This window comes from Bacillus sp. JJ1532 (assembly GCF_036965085.1).
Lineage (GTDB): Bacteria > Bacillota > Bacilli > Bacillales > Cytobacillaceae > Cytobacillus.
The window spans coordinates 1-24,076 of sequence record NZ_JBALOW010000086.1; the positions used below are offsets into that span (position 1 = coordinate 1).

18 protein-coding genes are annotated in these 24,076 nt (G+C 37.0%); 16 read left to right on the forward strand and 2 right to left on the reverse strand.

The window, feature by feature from the left end; translation table 11 throughout:
- Positions 1-51: 51 nt before the first annotated feature.
- On the reverse strand, positions 52-1,698 hold the full coding sequence (locus tag V7122_RS22140) for a PucR family transcriptional regulator (protein ID WP_335488471.1): 1,647 nt from the start codon (positions 1,696-1,698) through the stop codon (positions 52-54).
- 200 nt (positions 1,699-1,898) lie between these two features.
- On the opposite strand from V7122_RS22140, the gene V7122_RS22145 reads away from it, so the two are divergent.
- The 10 genes from V7122_RS22145 to arcC all read left to right on the forward strand — a co-directional run bounded on the left by V7122_RS22145 (position 1,899) and on the right by arcC (position 15,552).
- Positions 1,899-2,843, forward strand: coding sequence for a DUF2877 domain-containing protein (locus V7122_RS22145; protein ID WP_335346935.1), 945 nt, complete (start codon positions 1,899-1,901; stop codon positions 2,841-2,843).
- A 25-nt stretch (positions 2,844-2,868) separates the two neighbouring features.
- The gene (locus V7122_RS22150) at positions 2,869-4,257 is read left to right on the forward strand and encodes a uracil/xanthine transporter (RefSeq protein ID WP_335488465.1); all 1,389 of its coding nucleotides are present in this window, start codon (positions 2,869-2,871) and stop codon (positions 4,255-4,257) included.
- A gap of 154 nt (positions 4,258-4,411) precedes the next feature.
- Positions 4,412-6,064, forward strand: coding sequence for a PucR family transcriptional regulator (locus tag V7122_RS22155; protein WP_335346937.1), 1,653 nt, complete (start codon positions 4,412-4,414; stop codon positions 6,062-6,064).
- 903 nt (positions 6,065-6,967) lie between these two features.
- Positions 6,968-8,230, forward strand: a complete 1,263-nt coding sequence (gene allC / locus V7122_RS22160; RefSeq protein ID WP_438824804.1) for an allantoate deiminase — start codon at positions 6,968-6,970, stop codon at positions 8,228-8,230.
- Between the two features lie 82 nt (positions 8,231-8,312).
- Positions 8,313-9,077, forward strand: a complete 765-nt coding sequence (allE, locus tag V7122_RS22165) for a (S)-ureidoglycine aminohydrolase (RefSeq protein WP_335353455.1) — start codon at positions 8,313-8,315, stop codon at positions 9,075-9,077.
- 24 nt (positions 9,078-9,101) lie between these two features.
- Entirely contained in the window at positions 9,102-10,154 is a 1,053-nt protein-coding gene (gene allD / locus V7122_RS22170) for an ureidoglycolate dehydrogenase (RefSeq protein ID WP_335529181.1), read from the forward strand.
- A 50-nt stretch (positions 10,155-10,204) separates the two neighbouring features.
- Positions 10,205-11,254 (forward strand): ureidoglycolate dehydrogenase, encoded by a 1,050-nt coding sequence (gene allD, locus V7122_RS22175; RefSeq protein ID WP_335353457.1) that lies wholly within the window; start codon positions 10,205-10,207, stop codon positions 11,252-11,254.
- Positions 11,255-11,381: 127 nt separating this feature from the next.
- The gene (gene fdrA, locus V7122_RS22180) at positions 11,382-13,127 is read left to right on the forward strand and encodes an acyl-CoA synthetase FdrA (RefSeq protein ID WP_335353458.1); all 1,746 of its coding nucleotides are present in this window, start codon (positions 11,382-11,384) and stop codon (positions 13,125-13,127) included.
- Positions 13,128-13,197: 70 nt separating this feature from the next.
- Positions 13,198-14,472 carry a DUF1116 domain-containing protein gene (locus V7122_RS22185; RefSeq protein WP_335488462.1) on the forward strand — a complete coding sequence of 425 codons (1,275 nt, stop codon included), beginning with the start codon at positions 13,198-13,200 and terminating at the stop codon, positions 14,470-14,472.
- 144 nt (positions 14,473-14,616) lie between these two features.
- Entirely contained in the window at positions 14,617-15,552 is a 936-nt protein-coding gene (arcC, locus tag V7122_RS22190) for a carbamate kinase (RefSeq protein WP_335347914.1), read from the forward strand.
- 41 nt (positions 15,553-15,593) lie between these two features.
- On the opposite strand, the gene V7122_RS22195 is transcribed toward arcC, so the two are convergent.
- Positions 15,594-16,418: an aldo/keto reductase gene (locus V7122_RS22195; protein ID WP_335488479.1), complete on the reverse strand. Its 825-nt coding sequence runs from the start codon at positions 16,416-16,418 to the stop codon at positions 15,594-15,596.
- Between the two features lie 278 nt (positions 16,419-16,696).
- Here V7122_RS22195 and V7122_RS22200 point away from each other — a divergent pair, with 278 nt between their 5' ends.
- The 6 genes from V7122_RS22200 (at position 16,697) to V7122_RS22225 (ending at position 24,041) form a co-directional block, all read left to right on the forward strand.
- Positions 16,697-17,956: an MFS transporter gene (locus V7122_RS22200; protein ID WP_335488460.1), complete on the forward strand. Its 1,260-nt coding sequence runs from the start codon at positions 16,697-16,699 to the stop codon at positions 17,954-17,956.
- 428 nt (positions 17,957-18,384) lie between these two features.
- Positions 18,385-19,059: a GntR family transcriptional regulator gene (locus V7122_RS22205; RefSeq protein WP_335488457.1), complete on the forward strand. Its 675-nt coding sequence runs from the start codon at positions 18,385-18,387 to the stop codon at positions 19,057-19,059.
- Between the two features lie 127 nt (positions 19,060-19,186).
- Entirely contained in the window at positions 19,187-20,593 is a 1,407-nt protein-coding gene (gene hydA, locus V7122_RS22210) for a dihydropyrimidinase (RefSeq protein WP_335346522.1), read from the forward strand.
- A 132-nt stretch (positions 20,594-20,725) separates the two neighbouring features.
- Positions 20,726-22,060, forward strand: a complete 1,335-nt coding sequence (locus V7122_RS22215) for an MFS transporter (RefSeq protein WP_335346523.1) — start codon at positions 20,726-20,728, stop codon at positions 22,058-22,060.
- 20 nt (positions 22,061-22,080) lie between these two features.
- On the forward strand, positions 22,081-22,824 hold the full coding sequence (locus V7122_RS22220; protein ID WP_335353461.1) for a maleate cis-trans isomerase family protein: 744 nt from the start codon (positions 22,081-22,083) through the stop codon (positions 22,822-22,824).
- A gap of 278 nt (positions 22,825-23,102) precedes the next feature.
- Complete coding sequence (locus V7122_RS22225) at positions 23,103-24,041, forward strand: fumarylacetoacetate hydrolase family protein (protein ID WP_335353462.1); 939 nt, start codon at positions 23,103-23,105, stop codon at positions 24,039-24,041.
- The last annotated feature ends 35 nt before the right edge of the window (positions 24,042-24,076 follow it).

Sequence of the window (24,076 nt, forward strand, 5' to 3'; positions counted from 1 at the left end):
AACAAAAAACCAAAGCCCTAAAAATCAGGGCTTTGGTTTTTTGTTTATAAATTATTGTTCATGTTCATTAAGAATGGTTCCGATAATTAACGCAACGCGAATTCGCAGTGAATCTTGAGGGTCGCGAAAAGAACAATTAAGCATTTCTTCCGTTTTCTCAATTCGATACTTAACTGTATTTCTATGGATAAACAATCTTCTAGACGTCTCGGAAATTTCACATTGGGAATCAAGGAAAACTTGTATCGTTTTAACTAATTCCTGATCTTCTTTTGTCTTAGGATAGGCAAGCGACTTTAAGGTATTTTCGTAAAGAGCTCTTAGATCTTTTTTCGGAATAACATTAAGTAATTCTTCAAGTTCTTTCGTCTTATAGAAGTTGATGAATCCTTGCCTATTCATTTCATAGCCGTTCATGATTGCTTCTACAGATTCGAAATAAGCAGTTGGTATATCTTTGAGTGAATGAACTGCATTGCTAACCCCGAAAGAAATTGAATAGTCACCCTGCAAACTGTTTTGACAGCTTGCGATAAATTCTGTTACATTATTTAAATCTGTTTCACTAAAATTGGAGAATTGCATAATCATGACAAAGTATTTTTCCTTCGAAAATAAAATGGCATCCATTTTACTGTGAATGATTTCATCTTCGAGCTGATCATAAATACTATTATATAACTCCCCAGCCTTTTTTTCATATAATTGCAAAGCTTGATAATTTTGACCTTGTGGATCAATGGAGCAGATTATACAAATATTATCCATGTTCTCTTTCAGCCCATAATAATTTGCCCTGCTTAAAATCTCTTCATCGGAGTGGATTCTCATTTCAATAAGATCATCAAAGAAATTATTTTTTAATATTCTTGAATTTTCTTCAATTGCCTGTTCTTTTATAATCGTAAAGGAAATAACATTGCCGGCCTGTTCGATTGCCATTTGTGAAGAAGGATAAGGCAAAGTTAAAGAATCAATTATAACGAGCATGCTAGGGTATTGCCTCTTTGTTTGTACAGGAAAGGTAGAAATGGATTGATGCTCTCTTGATGGAATGACAAATGTGGCTCCTTCTCTAGCAGCAGCTAAATCTTCTTTTACCTTTTGAATAATTTCCTGTTCAACAATTTTCATTGAATCCATTCGGAAATCATGACTATGGGCGATTTTTTCTCCTCGATGATTCAATAATAGGGTCGGCCGTGTAAGAAAATGACCTAATTGTTCGATTAGCGCAGTCAAACTATATCCTTTTATCAGCATATCAGAGAACTCTTTTTGAACATGAAGGGCATAATAAAGCTGTTCGGTTTCAGAATCATTTAAATAATTCAAAATATGACGGGAAACTTCCCCTAAAGTATGCTTTGTAGGAAGATCGATAATGGGAAAAGCTAAGTCATCAGCAAGTAATTTAATTTCTGTTGGCAATTCCTTTAAGAATCGGTTAATTTTGATGACTATGCCAGAACAATTTAATTCGTGCATTTGTTTAATCAATGCAGAAAATTGTTGAATATCACCACTGAAAGCATAACCAGTTGTTAGAAGCAGATGATTACTATCTAAAAATTGGATGATATCAGGTGTATCTGATATATTAACAAATTGAACATTCCGTGTGAGTCCTCTGTGACCTGCCAGGACAACACTTTCTTTCATGCCTTCTAATATAAATAAATCATTCATTGTTTTCATGTTTTATCCCTCATTTAAAAGCTTCGCAAATGTCATTTTACGTTAAATGTTAACAAAATGCAAATGATTTTTTGGTTATTGTGAACAATGACATCTAACTTGTTTATCATTTACACTATTAAGTAATAGAGATTATGGAACAATTTTTAAGAAAGCTCCTGTCATGTTAAAGCATATATTATAGTTTTGAGGTGAATTGGTTGATTTATTCAACAGGAACGAATAAATATGATAAACATCTGTGGAATGCATATGCTTTAAGTGATGAAATTCATCAAATTGTTAGTAACAATCCTAAAGGTTGTGTCCACAGTATATTTAACAATAGCTTCAACTTAAACTTCGGTCATCATCTTGTCCATGTTGGTGGACAGGAAAATGGCATGGCTCCATTTGGGATCGCATTAGAACAGGAACATGTACAACTGCTTACTCGACAAATTAGAGTAAACCAAACTGTTCATTGGGATAAGTTATCAAATAGATTTGTTTTCACGGATGGAATAATTCTTGCGTTAGAACAAGCAGAATTGATGAATCATGCAATCAAATCAAAAATGTACAATTTGAATAACTTAAAAAGTAATGTCCAAGTGGTTGCTAAAAGGCTTTTGCAAAATGATTGGCAAATAGGACTAGCAGAAACGCAAGAAGATCAAGCAGCGATAATAAATTATTTAATAAATTCCGATTCTGCAAATACAAAAGAGGATTCAGTCATAATCCAACAATTAGATATGTTGCGGAAACTTGCGAGGGGTCATGATTCAATAAACTCTAAAACAGTATTTGATTATTGGATTGGAAGGGGCCTTGGCCTTACACCAAGCGGTGATGATATTATAACTGGGATTTGTGCAATTCTTTCTTCATTTGAGGGAACAAACAAAGCCTTTCTTGAGCAACTGAAAAAATATTTATTGGAAGATGGCAGGAACCGGACAACACATGTTGCCTTTGAATATCTTATATACGCAGTTGAAAGGAAATTTCATTCACATCTTATTAAGATGTGTGAAGTAATGGATCAATCACAAGGACCTAATATATCGTTAGCTCTTGAAGAAATGAAACAAATAGGACATACTTCTGGAGCAGATACGTTAGCAGGTATTTTGTTAGGTATTAAAGCTGCAGTCAATTAAGAATTATTTATTACTATTAGGGAAGGTGATCGTTATTAAGGAGTTATTAAAATCAAGTAACTGGATTTCGGGCTTACAGTGGCTCTTTTTTATTTTCACAAACATTGTGGTTATACCGATTACAGTTGGTGCTGCTTTTGACCTTTCTCCAAGTAAAATTGTGAATTTGTTGCAGCTTTCCTTTATAGTGACTGGCTTAGCTTGTATCGTGCAAGCATTCCTTGGTCATAGACGCGCAATTATGGAAGGACAATCAGGACTTTGGTGGGGAGTGATCCTAACTCTTTGTACGACTGCCTCAGCACAAGGTATGTCGTTGTCTGTCCTTGGGGGTAGCTTGACAGTTGGAATTATTATATCTGCAATTTTGACATTTATTATTGGTGTAACTGGCATAGGGCCACACCTGGCTAAGCTATTTAACCCTGCAGCAATGGGTGTGTTTATGTTTTTATTTGGATGCCAATTGATTAGCATTTTTTTGAAAGGTATGCTTGGTATTCCGTTTGGTAATCAGGCACAAGGTGCACACATTGATCTATCTATTTCCTTATTATCAATCATTACGGCAATTATCGTTATTATCATAAGTGTTAAAGCACCGCCAAGTATTCGACGTTATGGCTTACTGATTGGTATCATAATTGGTTGGATTGCATATTCACTTATTTTTAATACTCAAAATTCGGTTAGTCAAGTATCGTCATTTAGCTTGGAGTTATTTCCATTAGGGAAACCGGCTTGGGATGTAGGGGTTATTATTACAACAGTGTTAGCTGGTTTACTAAACTCGGCAAATACATTTGGATCGTTAAAGGGAACTGAGGGAATGTACAATGTACAGACTACGAAGTCGGAATACAGAGCGTCCTTTATAATTACAAGTATTTTTTCGGCTATTGCTGGTTTATTTGGTCTTGTCCCTTATTCACCTTATGTTTCGTCAATCGGCTTTCTTAGTCAAACAGGTATTTTAAAAAGACTTCCATTTGTTCTCGGTGGAATTATGTTTTTAGTCATGGGTCTAATCCCGCCGATTGGCCATTTCTTCTCTCAATTGCCACTGAGTGTGGGAAGCGCAGCATTGTTTGTCTCATATTTGTTACTCCTGAATTCGTCAATGAATTTTTTCAAGCAGGTCGAATTTAAAACGAACAATGCATATCGTTCAGCGATTCCGTTGTTCGTAGGAATCGTGATTATGACATTACCTGTGTCTTATTTTGAAACAATTCCGAGTGTAGTTCGCCCTTTACTTAGCAGTGGATTACTAACGGGAATAATTCTTGCCCTTCTTTTAGAAAACCTAGTAAATTGGGAACGTGCTAGTGTAACAGAAGATAGTAAACAAAAAAAGGAAAAAACAGCTTTGGATATAGAGTTAGAAAAAACCCAAACGGTGCGTAATGGATGACGAAAACGATAAATAAATGACAAAAGGGCTAAAGAGGTTTCTCTCTTGCCCTTTTTACTTATTTAAATATTTTAAAATGTTTTACGCCATTTAATTACTGTATAGTTAAAGAGGCGTATTTTGCAGTATTAATCTATCGAAAGGACAAATACTGATGGAATTTAAGGAATTTAAAGTAGCAGATTTATTAAATATTGAGTCCATGAAAGACGCAGTTGTCTTAGGGGGACACCGTTATTTGATCAATGATATTAAGGGCATCACGATCATGGAAGGGCCTGATATTGTTGACTGGATCAAGGGTGGGGAAGTAATCTTAACTAGCCTTTATTCCATACGTTCTTTAGGTGAAAGAGAACAAAAGGAATTCATCGTGAGGTTGGTGGAGAAAGAAGTAAGTGCCCTTGTCGTTAAAATAGTGGAAACGGAAATTTCTGAACCACTAATCCGACACAGCGAGAAACTGGGTTTACCAATCATTCAGCTCCCGAAGGAAATTCCATTTGTTGATGTCATGTATCCTGTAATGGATGAACTCTTTAATAAACAAGTAACAAAGTTAAATTATTATCAAGAAATTCATGATCGCTTTACAGCATTGTCACTCGCTGATAAAGGGCCAGAAAAAATCATCGATACTTTAGAGAAGTTAATCGGTAACCCAGTTGCCCTGTTTGACCGGAATTTTCATTGTATTGTTTCAACGGCTCCTTGTCTATCATCATTTCAAATTATTGAAAAGGTTCACTTCTATGAACAGACTGCAGGAATAAAGTTCCCGCACTATCGGCAAATTGTGAAGTATCCACAATTAGATAACGTAATGGGTCATCAAATTGTCGTTCCGATTGAGACTCTAAATCATGTAAAAACGTACTTGTTAATTGGAGAGATGAATAAATCATTACAAGAACTTGATTTAATTGCAGTTGAAAATGCTGCAACTTCTTTATCCCTTGAGTTAGTCAAACAATTTGCGGTAGCTGAGGTTGAAAAGAAGTTTAAAAACGATTTAATTGATGAGCTTATTAGCGGGAAAATCCATTCACTTCAATCAATCCACCAGAAAGCGAATGTAATCGGCTGGGATTTTGAAGGCTCGTTTGTGGCCGTTGTATTCAAAATAAATCAGCTTAAAGAGTTTGGAAATAAGCAGGTGGTTTCCGATCGGAATCATGCATTGGTGTATGAGACTGTTCATCATTACTTACCGAAAGGGATTATTACGAGCAAAAGTAATTTAGTCATCGTTCTTTGGAAGGTCAAGAAGAATAATAAAAATGATCCTGCTTGGATGAAAGATATAAAGAACACATCCAGAAGCATTCAAGAGTTTATTAAAAAACAAGTAAAAGACATTTCCCTTCAAGTGGGCATCGGGAACGTAGCGAAGGGAGTGATTGACATTCCTGAAAGTTACAAGGAAGCACGCGATGCATTAGAACTAGGTGAAAGGATAGATGGCAAGGAATCGATTACAGCCTTTTCTGAATTAGGGATTTTTCGCCTGTTATGTCATTTTAAAGACCCGTTAGAGTTGAGCCAGTTTATTCCTCAATCGCTTAAGGTATTGTTAAATTACCACCAAGAAAATCAAGCGGATCTCCTAAAAACTCTGCAGGTTTTTTTGGAATGTCAACAAAATGCTGCTAAGGCCGCTAAAGTTCTCTATATCCATTACAAAACGGTTGTTTATCGTTTGGACAGAATAAAAGAGATTACTGGCATGGATTTTAAAGATGCGGAGGAAATGTTATCTGTTCAAGTTGGGTTAAAGATTGTAGATCTTCTTCAACGTGAAAATTAGGAATATTAAATTAGGAGCCGCCCAATTGATAATTGGATATTTTTTCAAGGTAAAGACTTAGCTATTTTAATGTTTTTGTAATGTAACCCTTTACAATTTTATTCGCCTGTAATGGCTTTTCCCTTATAGTAGTGGTGAGGTTAAGAAACTCACTGATTAGGTGTGGAAGTTCAAGAAAATAACCTAAAAAAGGGAAATGATATTATGGTGGAAACTCTTCCGATCCTACTAGAATTCTTATTGAACTTTAAAAATTTACTTGCCCCCAGTGCCCAATGGCTAGTGGATTTCGCCTTTCTCCCTGGCATAATTCAACATAGAGTTATTTTCCTACTTTGTATTTTATTTATGTCGAGTGAAATGATTGTGGCTGTACGGCGCTAGTCGGAAGCAATGAGTTTTCCGTTTTCCATGTTATAACGTACTAAAAACAGTTATTATGAATCTAATGGTATCTGTTCAAGCTTATATTCTGATAAGCCGGTCAGATGCCTTTATTATAGAGAAGAGCAACAAGATGAGAAAAAGCTCGCTCATTAAAGAAAGAACTTATTAGTTTGCTGTGTAAGAGTGTCAGAGTATATAGACACTCTATTTCTTGTGTCCGTGTTTTATCCGATTAGGATAAATTAGTTAATAAAACTTTATCCAATTATCCTAAAGACTATAGATGTATAATCTTATACCATTAAATCTGGGTCTTTAAGAATAAAAACCTTTCTCAAAAACTTATAAATGTTAAATGTAAGCAGTTGCATAGGAAGTTGTTACATAACAAAGAATACTATATGTCATTCTTCAAATGAACTGCAAATAGTAATCTGCTTACTTCATGAAGTTAAATTTAACGCTCTATATTAGCATAATCCAAGTTCCAAGAATTAAACAGAAAGGATGAACATAATGGCTGAAGAAACAAAAGGAAAGTCAATGAACTTTGGCGAACTGCCAGAAGAAGCTGCTTCTAAACTTGATTGGCTAGCAGGCTTCGGCGAAGACCCTAAAGGGGGAGTATCACGTCTCCTTTATTCAAAAGCCTGGGTTGAAGGCCAAAAAGCTTTAAAAGATTGGATGGAAGAAATCGGTCTTGAAGCTAAATTTGATGAAATTGGCAATTTGTTTGGAACGCTTAAAGGGAAAAATGTGAACGAGACAGTACTAACTGGCTCCCATGTTGATACAGTAAAAAATGGCGGTAAATATGATGGTGCATACGGGATTATTGCCGGTATCCTCGCATTAAAATATTTAAAAGAAACATACGGCGAACCTCTCCGCAACATTGAAGTTGTTTCAATGGCGGAAGAAGAAGGAAGCCGTTTCCCTTATGCATTCTGGGGCTCAAAAAACATTGTAGGATTAGCAAAACGTGAAGATGTTGAAACCATTAAGGATTTTGAAGGTATTCCGTTTGTGGAAGCGATGAAAAATGCTGGTTTTGGCTTCAGGGATGAATCAAAAGGGATGCGAGATGACTTAAAAGCATTTGTTGAAGTGCATGTTGAGCAAGGGAACGTATTAGAAAATGAAAAGATCCCTGTAGGTGTAGTAAATAACATCGTTGGTCAAAGACGCTATACAGTAGAAATTACTGGAGAAGCTAATCATGCGGGTACAACGCCAATGGGCTACCGCAAAGATGCGATGTATGCTGCAAGCCAGATGGTTTATGAAATCATTTCTATGGCTAGAGAAGAGGGAGATCCACTTGTAACAACTGTGGGTAAAATCGAAGCTCTGCCTAATATTGTTAACGTAGTTCCTGGTAAAGCAATCTTCACAATTGATGTACGTCATACTGAAAAAGAGGCAATTGTTTCTTTCACTGAAAAAATGACCGCACGCATGGAAGCAATTTCTAAAGAGCATGGTGTTGAAATAAACATCGATCTTTGGATGGATGCTGATCCTGTTCCTATGGACCAGAAGGTTGTTGAATTAATTGAAAAACAATGCAAAGAAAATGGTTTGACTTACAAACTAATGCACAGTGGGGCTGGACATGATTCACAAATTTTTGCTCCAGCTGTTCCAACAGCTATGCTATTTGTTCCTAGCTTAAAGGGAATTAGCCATAATCCAGCTGAGTTTACTGAGCCATCAGACTTGGCTGAAGGTATTAAAGCACTGATTGGTGCCCTTTATGAATTAGGTTATAAAGAATAATTGATGTTATTTTCAGCTTCATATAATTAGGTTTATTACCTTTTATAATAAAAAAATCTTTAATAAAGAGGAGAATGTATCGATGGGTTATCCAAAAGATTTGCTTTCAAGTAGATCCATTATCAAACATGGTTTATATGCTTTAATCGCACCAGAAGGTCTTGTAAATAATGTTATTCCTGGATTTGAAAATTGCACAATGTCGATTTTAGGATCTCCACAATTAGGTGCAACCTTTGTTGATTACATCGTTACAATGCATGAAGGCGGAAAGAATAGCCAAGGCTACTGCGGACAATCAGATGTTGAATGCTTCGTTTACGTTTTAGGCGGAAAAGTAAAAGCAAAAGCTGACGACCAAGAATTTGTTCTAGAGGAAAGCGGCTATTTATACTGCCCACCAGGCGTTACTATGTACTTAGAAAACATGGAAGCTGGCGATTCTCGTCTATTCCTTTATAAACAAAAACACAAGCCACTAGAAGGCCGTAAGCCATGGGTTGTTTCTGGTCATTCAAATGATATTGAATACAGAGACTACGATGATATGCACAATGTTCATATTAAAGATTTATTACCAATGGATATTGATTTTGATATGAACTTCCACATTTTATCTTTCGACCCAGCGGCAAGCCATCCATTTATTGAAACACATTATCAACAACACGGTGCATACTTACTTTCTGGTGAAGGTATGTATAACCTTGATAATGAATGGATTCCAGTTAAAAAAGGCGATTACATTTTCATGGGACCATATGTCCATCAGGCAGCTTATGCTGTTGGAAGAGAACCTTTAACATATGTTTATTCTAAAGATTGTAATCGGGATCCGGAATTATAATAATCCCAACAAAGAGGTGTCACCATGAGATTAAAAAGAGAGGACTTAAAAAGTCTTATCAAAACAAAGCTGCATAAGGCTGGTCTTAAAGAGGATCATGCTGAAACAGCAGCTGAAGTACTCGTATTTGCAGACGAAAGAGGGATTCATTCCCACGGTGCAATGCGTGTAGAATATTATGCTGAAAGAATTGCTAAAGGCGGAATTAATACTAACCCTGACTTTAGATTTGAAAAGACAGGTCCTTGCTCAGGCGTTTTTCATGCAGATGGCGGAAATGGTCATACAGCTGCCAAATTAGCAATGGATGAAGCCATTAAAATGGCAAAAGAAAACGGTATTACAATTGTTGGTGTAAGAGATATGTCTCATAGTGGTGCAATTTCTTACTTTACCCATCAAGCTGCACAAGCGAATTTAATTGGGCTTACGGTTTGTCAATCTGATCCGATGGTAGTTCCATTTGGAGGAGCAGAGCCTTATTATGGAACGAACCCAATTGCCTTTGCGGCACCTAGCATGGAAGACGGTAAATTTATTACGTTAGACATGGCAACAACTGTTCAAGCTTGGGGGAAAATTCTCCATGCAAGATCAAAAAATGAGTCAATTCCAGATACTTGGGCAGTTGACAAAAATGGAGAACCAACAACAGATCCATTTAATGTGAATGCATTATTACCAATCTCTGGACCAAAAGGCTATGGTCTAATGATGATGGTAGATGTATTATCAGGTATTCTACTTGGTCTTCCATTTGGTAATAAAGTATCTTCTATGTACGAAGATTTAACTGCATACCGTAAATTAGGTCAGCTTCACATTGTTATTAACCCGGAATTCTTTGGCGGAATCGCTGGTTTCAAGAAAGATATTTCGCAAACAATGGATGACTTAAATCAAATCAAACCTGCACCAGGATTTTCAAAGGTTTTATACCCTGGTCAAAATAATGATGTTGTTATTGCGGAATACAAGGAAAATGGCATTGAAATTGTTGATGACATCTATGATTATTTACGTTCTGATGTGATCCATAACAATCAATACGATCACAAAGACCCGTTTGCTAAGTAATTTTTCCAAAAGGAAAATAGGTAAGGACGAATTCATAGGGGTGAGAGGGAATGAGATTATCAAAAGAGCAATTGCACGATTTAATTGCTACAAAGCTTCATAAGGCCGGATTAACTGAAGATCATGCTTCAGGAGTTGCAGATGTACTTGTTCATGCAGATGCTAGAGGAGTACACTCTCACGGAGCAATGAGGGTGGAATATTATGCTGAAAGAATTGCAAAAGGCGGATTAAATAATAATCCGGAATTCAAGCTTGAAAAGACGGGTCCATGTACAGCGATTTTCCACGGAGATAATGGAGTAGGCCATGTTGCAGCAAAACTTGCAATGGATGAAGCGATTAAAATGGCAAAGGAAAATGGAATTGCTGTAGTAGGCGTTAGCAGAATCGGCCATAGCGGTGCACTTTCATACTTTGTTCAACAAGCTGCAGATGAAAATCTAGTTGGAATCTCAGTTTGTCAATCCGATCCGATGGTCGTTCCTTTTGGCGGATCAGAGCCTTATTATGGTACGAACCCAATTGCATTTGCTGCTCCAGGCAAGGACGGAGAACACATTACTTTTGATATGGCGACAACTGTTCAGGCTTGGGGAAAAATTCTTCATGCAAGATCGAAAAATGAATCTATTCCTGATACATGGGCTGTTGACAGCAATGGAGAACCGACAACTGATCCATTTAAAGTAAATGCGTTAGTTCCGATTGCAGGGCCAAAGGGATACGGGCTCATGATGATGGTTGATGTTTTATCAGGTATCTTACTTGGCCTTCCGTTTGGAAACAAAGTTTCTTCCATGTACCATGATCTCACTGAGTATCGCAATCTTGGTCAGCTTCATATTGTCATAAATCCTGAGTTCTTTACAGGAATTAAAGGCTTCCAAGAAGATATAGCAACAACAATGAAAGACCTCAATAATATCAAACCGGCCCCTGGCTTTGATAAAGTTTCTTACCCTGGGCAAAGAAGTGCTGAAAGGGAAAAGAAATATGAAGAGAACGGCATTGAAATTGTTGATCATATTTATGAGTATTTGACTTCAGATGTTGTTCACAACAATGCGTATGACAATAAAAGCCCTTTTGCAAAATAAAAAAGTGTTAGAAAAAAGAAGGGTGGTCTCATCAAGAGTTGCCACCCTTCTACTATGAAAAGGAAATGATTGAATTCAACAACCTTTTCGAAGAGTAAGAAAAATATAAAAAGAGGTGCATGAAAACATGCTTTATACTATCGTAAAACAGAATTCATATCAGGATTCAGTTAACCTAATGCTTCTTACGAATAAAATTTCAACAATGGAAGGCATTAACAAAGTCCAAATTATGATGGGGACTCCTGCTAACAAAGATATTTTCAAGACTGCTGGTCTTTTCACGGATGAGCTTGAAGGTGCAGCATCAAATGATATGTGTATCGTTGTTGACACTGATGCTGAAGAAAAGATTCAAGAAGTTCTTGATGAAGTAGATAACTATTTAAGCAACCAAGCAATCAGCAGCAGCAAGGAAGCTTTTGAAACTGTACGCTCATGGGATAAAGCTACGCAAGCATTACCAGGTGCGAATCTTGCAATCATCTCTACACCAGGTCAATATGCAGCTGAAGAAGCAGAAAAAGCACTTGATAGAGATATGCACGTTTTAATTTTCAGTGACAATGTAACAATTGAAGATGAGCGTCGTATTAAAGAAAAAGCCCATGAAAAAGGTCTTCTTGTTATGGGTCCTGACTGTGGTACTGCAGTTGTTTCTGGTGTTCCGCTTGCATTCGCAAACGTTGTGAAAACAGGAAAAATTGGTGTAATCGGGGCTTCTGGAACAGGTATTCAAGAAGTTATTACAGAAATTGACCGTTTAGGCAGCGGTGTAAGCCATGCAATCGGTACTGGCGGCCGTGACCTCAACGATAAAATTGGTGCGATTACAATGTTAGATGGTATTAAGGCTTTAGCACAGCATAGTCAAACAGAAGTAATCACATTAATTTCAAAACCACCTGCAAAAGAAGTTCGTGATGAAGTTGTTCAATTACTTCAAAGCATTTCTAAGCCAGTTGTTGCAATTTTCCTTGGTGAAAAGCCACATAACCATGAAGGAAATGTTTATTATGCAAACACACTTGAAGAAACAGCAGCTATCGCTGTAGACCTTGCAAAAGGTAATGCAATCAAGCCAAATTACAATGAGCTACAAGCTGAAGTACCTGCAGTGAACTTAAAGCCTGAACAAAAAACAATTAAAGGTTTATATTCTGGCGGTACGCTAGGATACGAAGCAGCTACACTTATCAGCAGAGGACTTAACCTTGGAACAACAGATCATCATGAAGACGGTTACCTGTTAAATGCTAATGGATTTGAAGTAATTGACCTTGGTGATGATATTTATACACAAGGTAAACCGCATCCAATGATTGATCCTGATACAAGAATTCAATTCTTCCAAAAAGCAGCACAAGATGAATCAACAGCAATTATTTTATTTGATGTTGTACTTGGATATGGTTCTCATGAAGATATGGCGGGCGCACTTATCCCTGGCATCCAAAAAATTCAAAACGCTGCTAAAGAAAATGGCAGAAACATTTACTTTGTTGGAACTGTTTGTGGTACTGATCAAGATCCACAAGACATCGATGAGCAAAAAGCAAAACTAGAACAAGCTGGCGTTATCTTACGTGATAGCAATAACCAATCAGTTTTAACTGCTTTAGCTATGCTTGATATCCAAATTGAAGAAGTACAAAAAGAAGTAGTTCCTGCTAATGAGGCTGCGAACGCTAATATTGCGGTTTCAGAGGAAATCCAAAAATTATTAACTGAAAAACCAAATGTAGTTAACGTTGGATTAAAGAAATTTACAGATGCAATTACTGCAAACGGCGGAAGAGTAGTTCAATTTGACTGGCGTCCAGTTGCTGGAGGAAATCCAAGAATGCGTAAAGTCTTAAGTGTACTTCGCTAATCTAAGAAATAGATTCGAAATTTAGGGAAACCGGTTTACACGACCAATGAATGTTCAGGAGGAAAGCAAAATGTACGGACAATATAAAACAATTGATGAAGCAAACCGAGCGGTTATTGATAAAATTGTATCAGGCGCACCTTTTTTAACAGATGTAGTTCCTGCTAAATCTGTTATTCAAGAATTAAATGGTAAAGCATTACTTCATGCAGGACCACCTATTAAATGGGAAAATATGACAAGTCCAATGCAAGGATCTTGTGTTGGAGCTACATTATTTGAAGGTTGGGCAAAAAATGCTGATGAAGCATTTGAAATGCTTAGAAATGGCGAAATCGAATTCATTCCATGTCACCATGTAAATGCGGTTGGTCCAATGGGTGGAATCACATCTGGAAATATGCCAGTTCTTGTTGTTGAAAATCGTGACGGCAGCAATCAAGCATATTGTACAATGAATGAAGGAATTGGTGCAGTTCTTCGTTTCGGTGCATATTCTGAGGAAGTAATTAACCGTCTTGGATGGTTCAGAGATGTACTAGGACCTGTTATTTCAAAAGCACTTAAAGTAAAAGGCGATGGGTTAAACGTAAACGTAGCGATTGCAAAAGCAATTACGATGGGTGATGAGTTCCATCAACGTAATATTGCTGGTTCACTTATTTTCTTAAAAGACATCGCTCCATACATTTTACAATCAGATGCTAATGAAAAAGATAAACTAGATGTTATTCAATTCTTAGCTGATACAGACCAATTCTTTTTAAATATTGCGATGGCAACAAGTAAAGCAGTTATGGATACAGCAAGACAAATTCAGCATGGTACAGTTGTAACAGCAATGTGCCGTAATGGACATGAGTTCGGAATCCGTATTGCAGGTATGGGTGATCAATGGTTTACAGCACCAGTTAATACACCACAAGGTCTATTCTTTACGGGATATGATCAAGATATGGCTTGCCCTGATATGGGTGACAGTGCGATCACCGAAACATTCGGTGTCGGCGGTATGGCTATGATCGCTGCTCCTGGTGTTACTCGCTTCGTTGGTGCAGGCGGTATGGACGATGCGGTTAACACAAGTAATGATATGATGGAAATTTGTATTGACCACAACCCGAACTACTCAATTCCTACTTGGGATTTCAAAGGCTCTTGCCTTGGCATTGATGCAAGAAAAGTTGTTGAAACTGGAATCGAGCCAGTTATTAACACTGGTATTGCTCATAAAGAAGCTGGAGTTGGCCAAATCGGTGCAGGTACCGTTCGTGCCCCATTAGCATGCTTTGAAAAAGCTATTGATGCATATGCAGTGAAGCTTGGATTAATCGAAGCAGAATAATGAAATCATTTTGGAGAGGGTTAGTTGCTAGCTATATCCTCTCCAAATTTTTTGAAGGGTTTTTTTTGAAAAAAAGCTTGCAATGGAAAATTGAAAACATTCATAATGGGAAAGAGAAATTCGAAAATAAAGGAGTTTTGTCAAATGAGCAAAATTGTTTTAGCCATTGGTGGTAATGCCATTATTAAAGAAGGCCAAAAGGGAACACTTGAAGAGCAGCAACAAAATATTAGTGAAAGTGTTGAGCCTGTTCTTGGTTTAATCGAACAAGGAAACACAGTAGTTATCACTCATGGTAACGGACCACAAGTTGGTAACTCTTTAATTAAAAACCAAATGGCTGAATCAGTAGTGCCAGCTTATCCGCTTGATGTATTAGATGCGGAAACTCAAGGTAACTTAGGATATTTAATCCAGCAAGCATTCAGAAATAAAATGGTAGAACGTAACATTGGAAGACAAGTTGCAACAATCGTTACACAGGCTGTTGTTTCTAAAGAAGATCCAGCATTTGGCAACCCAACGAAGCCGATTGGACCATTCTATACAAAAGAAGAGCTTGACAAAGTTCTTGAAAATGAAAAAATCTCTTACATCGAAGACAGTGGAAGAGGATACAGACGTGTTGTTGCTTCTCCGAAACCAGTAACAATTGTTGAAAAAGATGCAATCCAAGCTTTATTAGATAAAGAAATTACTGTTATTACAGCTGGCGGCGGCGGTATCCCAGTTATTGAAGAAAATGGGATGCTAAAAGGTACAAATGCTGTAATTGATAAGGATTTTGCAAGTGCACTATTAGCAGCAGAAATTAATGCAGATTACTTATTTATCTTAACAGGTGTTGAGCAAGTGGCGATCCATTTCGGAACTCCACAACAACAAAACCTATTTGAAATGACAGTTGAAGAAGCTTTACGTTACATGGATGAAGGCCATTTCCCTAAAGGAAGCATGGGACCAAAAATCGAAGCGGCTATTCTGTTCCTGCAAAAAGGCGGCAAAAACGTAATCATCACTTCAATGGACAAGCTTCAAGATGCTCTTGAAGGCAAAACGGGTACACGTGTAACTCTTTAATAAGAAATAAAAAAGACGGCGTTCGCCGTCTTTTTTTTATATTACTTTACATGAAATTCATTAGGCTTAGGTCCTTTACGCTCATCCCGATTCAAGCTATTAATTGCATCCATTTCAGTAGCTGAAAGCTCGAAATCGAACACATTGAAATTTTCTTCAATGCGGGATGGAGTCACTGATTTAGGAATAACGATCGTGTTATTTTGCAAGTGCCAGCGCAAAACGGTTTGAGCAGCTGTTTTGCCATGTTTCGCTGCGATATTTTTTATCGTCTCATTTTGCAGCACTTCACCGCCTTGATGAAGAGGGCTCCATGCCTCTACAAAAATTTCATACTTTGAGCAGAAGTCTTTTAACACGGTTTGAGCAAAGAACGGATGGCATTCAATTTGATTTAATACGGGCTTTACATCACATTCTTTTAAAATACGGTCAAGATGATCTAATTCAAAATTGCACACGCCAATAGCCTTTACGCGTCCGTCTTGATAAAGTTTTTCTAGCGCTTTATATGTTTCTACATATTGATCAAATTCAGGTGCTGGCCAGTGGATTAAGTATAAGTCAACATAATCAAGGCCAAGTCTTTCTAAGCTTTCTTCATATGCCTGCAATGTACGATCAAAGCCTTGATCACTATTCCAAACCTTTGTCGTTATAAATAGCTCTTCTCGGGGAATAGCCGATTCTTTAATAGCTTTCCCTACTCCATTTTCATTCTTATATATCATGGCAGTATCAATAGATCTGTATCCAACCTCTAATGCTTTAGCAACTGATTCAGTTGCTTGTCCATCTTCCACACGCCATACTCCGAAACCAAGCTGTGGCATTTTTAACCCATTATTTAAAGTAACAAAATTCATCATTCACTGCTCCCATCAAAAAAATATAATATCACATATTAGGATAACAATATGTAATATAAATACACATCCATATTGTAAATGAAATAAATGTTATTTTCCAACATTTGCTTTAGACAGAGATAATGTCGAATCAAAATGCTGAATGTGGAGAGAGGATTATTTCATTATTGAAAATTTACGAAAATATAATACTACTATTCTACCCATAAAGTGTACAATGTTATGAAAGGGAATTTTAGGCATTAAAAGAATAATTAATAAAAGGGGGGGCTTGAATGGAGAAAATGACGAAAGCGGAACGAAGCTGGGCTTTTTATGATTGGGCAAATTCCGCCTATGCTATCGTTGTTGTTACTGCAATTTTTCCATTATATTTTAAATCGGCTGCAACGGATGCAGGGATCTCTTCATCCGCATCGACAGCCTACTGGGGTTATGCGAACTCATTTGCAACTTTAATTGTATCCATATTGGCACCGTTGCTAGGATCAATTGCTGACTTTAGAGGCTTCAAAAAAAGGTTTTTCACATTTTTTGCTTCATTGGGAATTATCTTTACACTGCTTTTAGCAGTTGTGCCAAGTGATCAATGGCTAATCCTCTTAGGATGTTTTGTTTTGACCTCGGTTGGGTTTGCTGGGGCAAATATTTTCTATGATGCTTTTTTAGTTGATGTCACGAGTGAGGACCGAATGAACCGCATTTCATCAAATGGCTTTGCGCTAGGTTATATCGGGAGTACAATCCCATTTATTATTTCAATCGCGATTATTATTTTGGCTCAGCAAGCTATTATTCCATTATCTGTAGGTATAGCCAGTCAAATTGCCTTTGTCATTACAGCCTTATGGTGGGGGCTTTTTACCATCCCGCTGCTGAAAAATGTTGAACAAAAATACTATGTAGAGCGTGTGCCTAATCCTGTTTCTACAAGTTTTAAAAAACTATTCACCACGTTGAAAAATATAAAAGCTTATCGTGCACTGTTTCTTTTCTTATTGGCCTATTTCTTCTATATTGATGGAGTGCATACGATTTTAACAATGTCTACTGCCTATGGGACTGATTTAGGAATTAGTGCTTCTACTTTACTGATTGTCTTGTTTTTAGTTCAAGTGGTTGCGGCCCCTTTTACAGTATTGTTTGGAAAATTAGGCCAAAAATTTAGTGAAAAGAATATGATAGTTGTCGCTATTTTTGTATATATTATTATTTGTATTTACGCCTATTTCTTAAAAACGGCACTCGATTTTTGGATTCTTGCTATGCTTGTTGCTTCAGTACAGGGAGGGATACAGGCATTAAGCCGTTCTTATTTTGCCAAACTTATACCGAAAGAATCATCTAATGAATTCTTCGGCTTTTATAATATCTTTGGCAAGGTTGCGGCCATTGCTGGACCTACATTAGTTGGAGCCACTGCACATATAACTGGAAATACAAATAGCGGGGTTCTCAGCTTAGTTATTTTATTTGTCATTGGCGGAGTCCTCTTGATCCGTGTTCCAAATCAAGTTAAGTTTGATTCTAAGTAAATCTTCAATGCGATTAATTAAGAAATGGCTGGGGCTGTCCAGAAAGTCAGGATAAATTGACTTTCTGGAGCCCCTTTTATTGTTCTATCTATTAAAAAGTGCACAAAAAAATCGACCTGACTAGTCGGACAGCTCCTATTTGTTGTATAAGATACCGCTGTCTACCGAACGGTACAGTGGTGTCAGAGGTAGGGAGGTAGCCTCTCCTCCTACTCGATATTAATAAATATGCAGTATAAATAAAAATTGATCAAATAGTATGAAAATTAAAAAAATAAATTGAAATGCATGGTTGAAGATGCTATTCTTAAAGAGAGACAGGCGAATGCCTGTGTAATCAGTAGTTATTTGAAGTGTCCACTTTATTTTATCTTTGTTGGGATTGTGGATCAAAAAGTGTCGACAGACGACAAGATGGGAGAGAATAAATGAACACTTTTGAGATTGAAAAACCAGTGAGATATTATGACCAAGTATACAATTCCATTCGAGAAATGATTGTTCAGGGAGTGCTAAAGCCTGGTGATAAAATTTTTGAAGCAAAAATCGCAAGAGAATTAGATATTAGCCGAAGCCCTGTAAGAGAGGCAGTACGCGCGTTAGAAAAGGAAGGGCTATTAGTAATAGATGGAAAATCAAGGATTACAGTATACAAGCCTACGATGAAGGATATTGAAGATATATATGAATGCAGGATGGCACTTGAGTCATTAGCTGCAAGATTGACAACAAGGCTCGCTTCAGGGCAAGAGATAAAAAGAATTGAAAATACGGTACTTAATGCAAAACGATATTTAGATGATGCTGCAAAGGAGCAAAATAGACTAGCGCTAATCGGGGAAAATACTCAGTTTCACGATCTTATTACAAAATATAGTCAAAATGTAAGATTAAAAAAACAGCTTAGAGATTTATACTCTTTGAGTCACTATTACAGAGTTTTAAACTTCCAGGGTGAGAATAGAGAATTGGTAGTTTTTAACGAGCATCTAGAAATTCTTAACTTTATGAAACGTAGAGATGAAGAAAAAGCCGCAGTTATGATGAGAAAACATCTTGAAACAGATTTAACTCATTTGAAAGAAATTTTTGCAAACCACTAAGATATCCCCACTAGAATATGAGCTTCTATAATTCGCTCTTTTCATTAAAAGAGTACATAGAAGTTGAATGTTATAAACTGTCGACAGCAGACACTTTAGTATTTTATTGATATGGGAGGATAATCCGTTGAAAACTATTATTCAAAACGGAACGATTGTTACCGCTACTGATTGTTTTAATGCAGATATTATGATCGATAAAGGAAAAATTACTGCTATTTCGGATCGCCTTTTTCCCGAAAAGGATGACTATGTAATTGATGCGAATGGACAATACATATTTCCAGGGGGTATTGATGTTCATACACATCTTGCTTGGCCATTTCAAAGTGCTGGAACTGCAGATGATTTTGTAAGCGGTACCAGAGCAGCTGCAGCTGGTGGAATTACAAGCATCATCAACTTTACAAAGCCCAAAAAGGGTCAAACTATTCTAGATAACTTAAAAGAATGGAAGAAGAAGGGAGAAACTTCTTTAATAGATTATGGGTTTCATACAATTATAAGTGAATATAATGACCATGTTCTTGAGGAGCTTCCTATTTTAGCGAATCAAGAAGGTGTTACATCTATTAAATTGTTTATGGCTTATAAAGGTGAGTTAATGGTTAATGACCGAGAAATGTTTAAAATAATGAAAAAAGCTGGGGAAGTAGGAATCATTACGAATGTACATGCGGAGAATGGTGACATCATTGATGAATTAATTCAGGAGTCCATCTCGAAAGGTGATACCTCACCAATATTCCATGCTCACACACGCCCAGTGATAACAGAATCAGAAGCAACAGGGAGAGCACTTGCAATCGCAGAAGCAGCGAATGCCTCCATCTATATTGTCCATGTTAGCTGTGCAGATGCATTAGAAAAAGTAGAACAGGCAAAAAAGCGTGGAGTACAGGCATATGCAGAAACCTGTCCTCATTATTTGGTTCTTGACCAAAGTAAATTGCAATTACCTAACTTTGAAAGCGGGAAATATGTTTGCTCCCCTCCTCTTCGTGAAAAATGGAATCAGGAATATCTTTGGAAGGGAATATCCTCAGGCGTTATTTCAACTGTTGCATCTGACCATAGCCCTTTTCTATTTGAAGGACAAAAAACACTAGGCAAGGATAATTTTGCAAAGATTCCTAATGGAGTTCCTGGTATAGAAGATACTTTTTCTATTGTTTACCATTTTGGAGTTCATGAAGGAAGAATTTCTTTACAAAAGTTTGTAGAGATAATGTCTTCAGGTCCTGCAAAATTATTTGGGCTGTATCCAAAAAAGGGAAGTATCGCTGTTGGATTTGACGCAGATATTGTTTTATTTAATCCTAAAACTTCTAGAATTATTACAAAGGAAAAGCAATACCAAAATGTAGATTACAATCTTTATGAGGGTACAGTCGTTCAAGGAGCCATTACGCGAGTACTTTCCAGGGGCGAGGAAATTGTTCGTGATGGATATGTTATCGGTGAACAAGGGCGAGGACAGTATTTATTTAGGAAGAAAAATTCTAATTTACGAACAGGGGTTAATATCAGGTAGTACTCGTATCTAGTAATTTCACTAGTTACGTTTTGCTAAGCAAATATTAGAGGAGGTGATTATTGAAATTTACTTAAACGTTTTGAAAATAGCATAACTCTTTAACTTTTAAGTTGAAAAAGGAGGATTTTTATGCCAAAAGGTAGCTCAGGTCTGCAAGTCTCAGAACAATCACTTGGTTTAACAGCAAAACCAACAAATGTGCGTTGGCGTGTGTTTATTATGCTTCTCTTACTCGTCACAATTAACTATGTTGACCGTGCCGTACTATCAATTGCGATGCCGGCGGTCCAAAGTGATTTAGGTCTAGATCCTGCAATAGTCGGTATCATCCTTAGTTCCTTCTTTTGGGGATATGCTCTAATGCAAGTCCCATCAGGTTGGCTTGCGGACAAATATCGTCCAGATAAGGTAGTTTATGGCGCCGCCATAAGCTGGGGAATCGTTCAAACATTAACAGGCTTTATCATGGGTGCAAAATCATTAATTTTCCTAAGGGTTTTGCTAGGAATTACAGAAGCTCCAGTTATGCCGGGGGCCTCAAAGCTACAAGCCATATGGCTGAGTTCCAAAGAAAGAGGCCGTGGGGCTACTATTATTGATAGTGGTGCACCGTTAGGAACTGCCGTTGGAGGACCAATTATTATTGCTTTTATGGCATGGTTTGGAGGATGGCGCGGTGCATTAATTGGAGCTGGGATCCTTACTATCATCATAGCTTGGTTAGCATGGAGAGTTATAAAAGGGGGGCCAAATGCAAACCCAAAAGTAAACGAGGCAGAACGTGAATATATTCGAAAAGCTCTCGAGGAAGAGTATGAAGAACATAAACGTAATGCTTCTGGAGTAAAAATTGGTGCTAAAGATTACTTAAGAGCTCGCAATTTCTGGTGTATGTGTCTCGGCTGGTTTTCGTTTAACACAGTTTTTTACGGACTAATGACTTGGGGGCCATCCTATCTTGCAAAAACACAAAATTTAGATATTAAAGCAATTGGCGGATCGATATTAATCATTTTTGGCTCTGGCTTTATCGGGGAAATTATAGGCGGATTAATTACAGATAAGTGGCGCGATAAAGGTGGTAACTTTAATACAGTAATGAGGACGATGCTCTCAATTGCAGGTATCATGACGGCCATTTCAATTTTTCTCTTAAGCCGGTCTACTTCGGTAACGATGGCAATTACTACACTCTCAATTGCATTATTTTTTCTTCGTTGGGGTGGCTTATATTGGAGTATTCCTGCTGCAATCTCGCAAAGAGAGCATATTGGTACTGTTGGTGGATGCATGAATTTTGCTGGAAATATTGCGGGTATAGTAACCCCGATATATATCGGTATTATTGTTTCACTCACAGATTCCTATTTCTTGGCGTTAATGGTATTTGTTGTCGCAGGTCTCCTTTTAGCAACGGTGTCAAGCCTAATTAATTACAATAAAAAAATCGGGGTTGCTCATTAATTATTTAAGGAGGAATAATCATGATAAAAGAACCGAAAAAAATTGGAATGCTTACTCCCTCTTCAAACACAGTTCTAGAGCCAATTTGCTCGAAGATGTTATATCATGTTCCGGAGGTTACGTGCCATTATGGTCGATTCGAGGTTACGAAAATCTCATTAGAGCAGGATGCCTTGAGTCAATTTAATTTTGAACCTATGCTCCAGGCAGCTGAGTTGCTGGCACATGCAGAGGTTGATTTAATAGCTTGGAACGGAACGTCAGGCGGATGGCTTGGTTTCGAAATGGATCATGAACTATGTGAAGCGATTACAAAAAGAACAGGAATTCCGGCAACAACCTCTATGTTATCCCAAGTAAGAGCATTTAAAGAACACAATATTAATACTGTGCACCTTGTAACACCATATATTCCAGAGATAAATAGATTAATTGCAGAACAATATAAAAAGCATTGCAATATTGAAACGATTAATGTTCAAGGACTTTCCCAAACAGTAAATCGTTCCTTTAGCCAAGTAGATCAAGGCAGAATCGAAGAAATGATACAAGCAGTAACTGCTTCTCCTGCTGATGCATTAAGTGTTGTATGCACAAATTTTCCTGCAGTAGATAAAGTTGAATATTATGAAGAAAAATATAATATTCCAATGTACGACACGATCAATGTACTTATGTGGGAATGCTTAAAAATGGTAGATGTAGATCCAAGGACTGTAAAAGGATGGGGAAAAGTATTTTCAAGGGAAAAGGTAAGCAGATAAAAAGAAATCTTTTGCTGAGCATTCAACCTGTGGGGGGTTGCAATGCTCTCTTCATTTACTAAGATAGAAAGTTTTATCATGAGTCTGTACAGCGATTTTCGTCTTCTCTGACGACTCCATACATTTTACAGGATAGAAGATTAGCTATCCCAACCCTTATAAGTATGCAATTTTCAATGTTCAGACTTCATATCTTAATTATAACACGTATGAAAATTATTTAAAGATTTCTGGGAAAATAGACCTTGTTCTTTAAGTTTAATAAAGGGAGGAAGTCAATGATATCTGTAACTTTTGTCAAAGGAGATCGATTAGCTTTAGGAATAAAAACAGACAAGGGAATATTAGACGTAGAAGCAGCAGCTAATAACTATCCATTCATTAATAATGTGCCTAAAACAGTTACAGAACTTATTAATCATGGAGAACATGCGCAAAAAGTTCTTTCGAGACTAATCGAAATTTCATTTATGGATGATTCATTATTCCATATGGAGGATTCGTTAATTTTTGGTCCTTGTGTACCAGAGCCTAATAAAATTATTTGTATTGGATTGAATTATAAAAAGCATGCAGTGGAGTGTAATTTACCTATCCCTCCAGCGCCAATATTGATTAGCAAATTTAATAATACACTTACTGCTCATGAAAAAGACATAACCTTGCCGAGCGTATCTTCTCAGGTAGACTATGAAGCGGAATTAGTTATAGTCATTGGTAAAAAAGCGAAAAAAATTAAAAAAGAAAATGCACTATCTGTAGTATATGGTTATTGTGCAGCGAATGATGTGTCTGCTCGTGATTTGCAATCGAAAAGTTCGCAATGGCTTTTGGGAAAATCTTGTGATGGTTTTTGTCCAATTGGTCCAAATTTGGTCAGTAAAGAAGAAATTAAAAATCCGAATGATTTAAGAATTATGTCTTTTGTAAATGGAGAAATTCGTCAGGATTCAAATACTTCAGATATGATTTTTAACTGTGAAGAGATTATTAGTTATGTTTCTGAACATTTAACTTTACAGCCTGGAGACATTATTCTAACTGGAACTCCAGAGGGTGTAATAATGGGGCTTCCTGAAGTGGAAAGAGTATGGTTACAGGATGGGGACGAAGTAACTGTGAAAATTGAAAGATTAGGCATTCTAACAAATTATTTTAGGTCGGAAGAAGGTCAGGAACAATCTAGTTTGAATTACATGGAATCTAATATTAATTGACTCGAATAAATTTTTTTCATCAAAGGCTGTAATCT

Coding starts and splice junctions, on each gene's coding strand:
- V7122_RS22140 (WP_335488471.1), bottom strand. CDS start 1,698: ATGAAAACAATGAATGATTTATTTATATTAGAAGGCATGAAAGAAAGT.
- V7122_RS22155 (WP_335346937.1), top strand. CDS start 4,412: ATGGAATTTAAGGAATTTAAAGTAGCAGATTTATTAAATATTGAGTCC.
- allC (WP_438824804.1), top strand. CDS start 6,968: ATGGCTGAAGAAACAAAAGGAAAGTCAATGAACTTTGGCGAACTGCCA.
- allE (WP_335353455.1), top strand. CDS start 8,313: ATGGGTTATCCAAAAGATTTGCTTTCAAGTAGATCCATTATCAAACAT.
- allD (WP_335529181.1), top strand. CDS start 9,102: ATGAGATTAAAAAGAGAGGACTTAAAAAGTCTTATCAAAACAAAGCTG.
- allD (WP_335353457.1), top strand. CDS start 10,205: ATGAGATTATCAAAAGAGCAATTGCACGATTTAATTGCTACAAAGCTT.
- fdrA (WP_335353458.1), top strand. CDS start 11,382: ATGCTTTATACTATCGTAAAACAGAATTCATATCAGGATTCAGTTAAC.
- V7122_RS22185 (WP_335488462.1), top strand. CDS start 13,198: ATGTACGGACAATATAAAACAATTGATGAAGCAAACCGAGCGGTTATT.
- arcC (WP_335347914.1), top strand. CDS start 14,617: ATGAGCAAAATTGTTTTAGCCATTGGTGGTAATGCCATTATTAAAGAA.
- V7122_RS22195 (WP_335488479.1), bottom strand. CDS start 16,418: ATGAATTTTGTTACTTTAAATAATGGGTTAAAAATGCCACAGCTTGGT.
- V7122_RS22200 (WP_335488460.1), top strand. CDS start 16,697: ATGGAGAAAATGACGAAAGCGGAACGAAGCTGGGCTTTTTATGATTGG.
- V7122_RS22205 (WP_335488457.1), top strand. CDS start 18,385: ATGAACACTTTTGAGATTGAAAAACCAGTGAGATATTATGACCAAGTA.
- V7122_RS22215 (WP_335346523.1), top strand. CDS start 20,726: ATGCCAAAAGGTAGCTCAGGTCTGCAAGTCTCAGAACAATCACTTGGT.
- V7122_RS22220 (WP_335353461.1), top strand. CDS start 22,081: ATGATAAAAGAACCGAAAAAAATTGGAATGCTTACTCCCTCTTCAAAC.
- V7122_RS22225 (WP_335353462.1), top strand. CDS start 23,103: ATGATATCTGTAACTTTTGTCAAAGGAGATCGATTAGCTTTAGGAATA.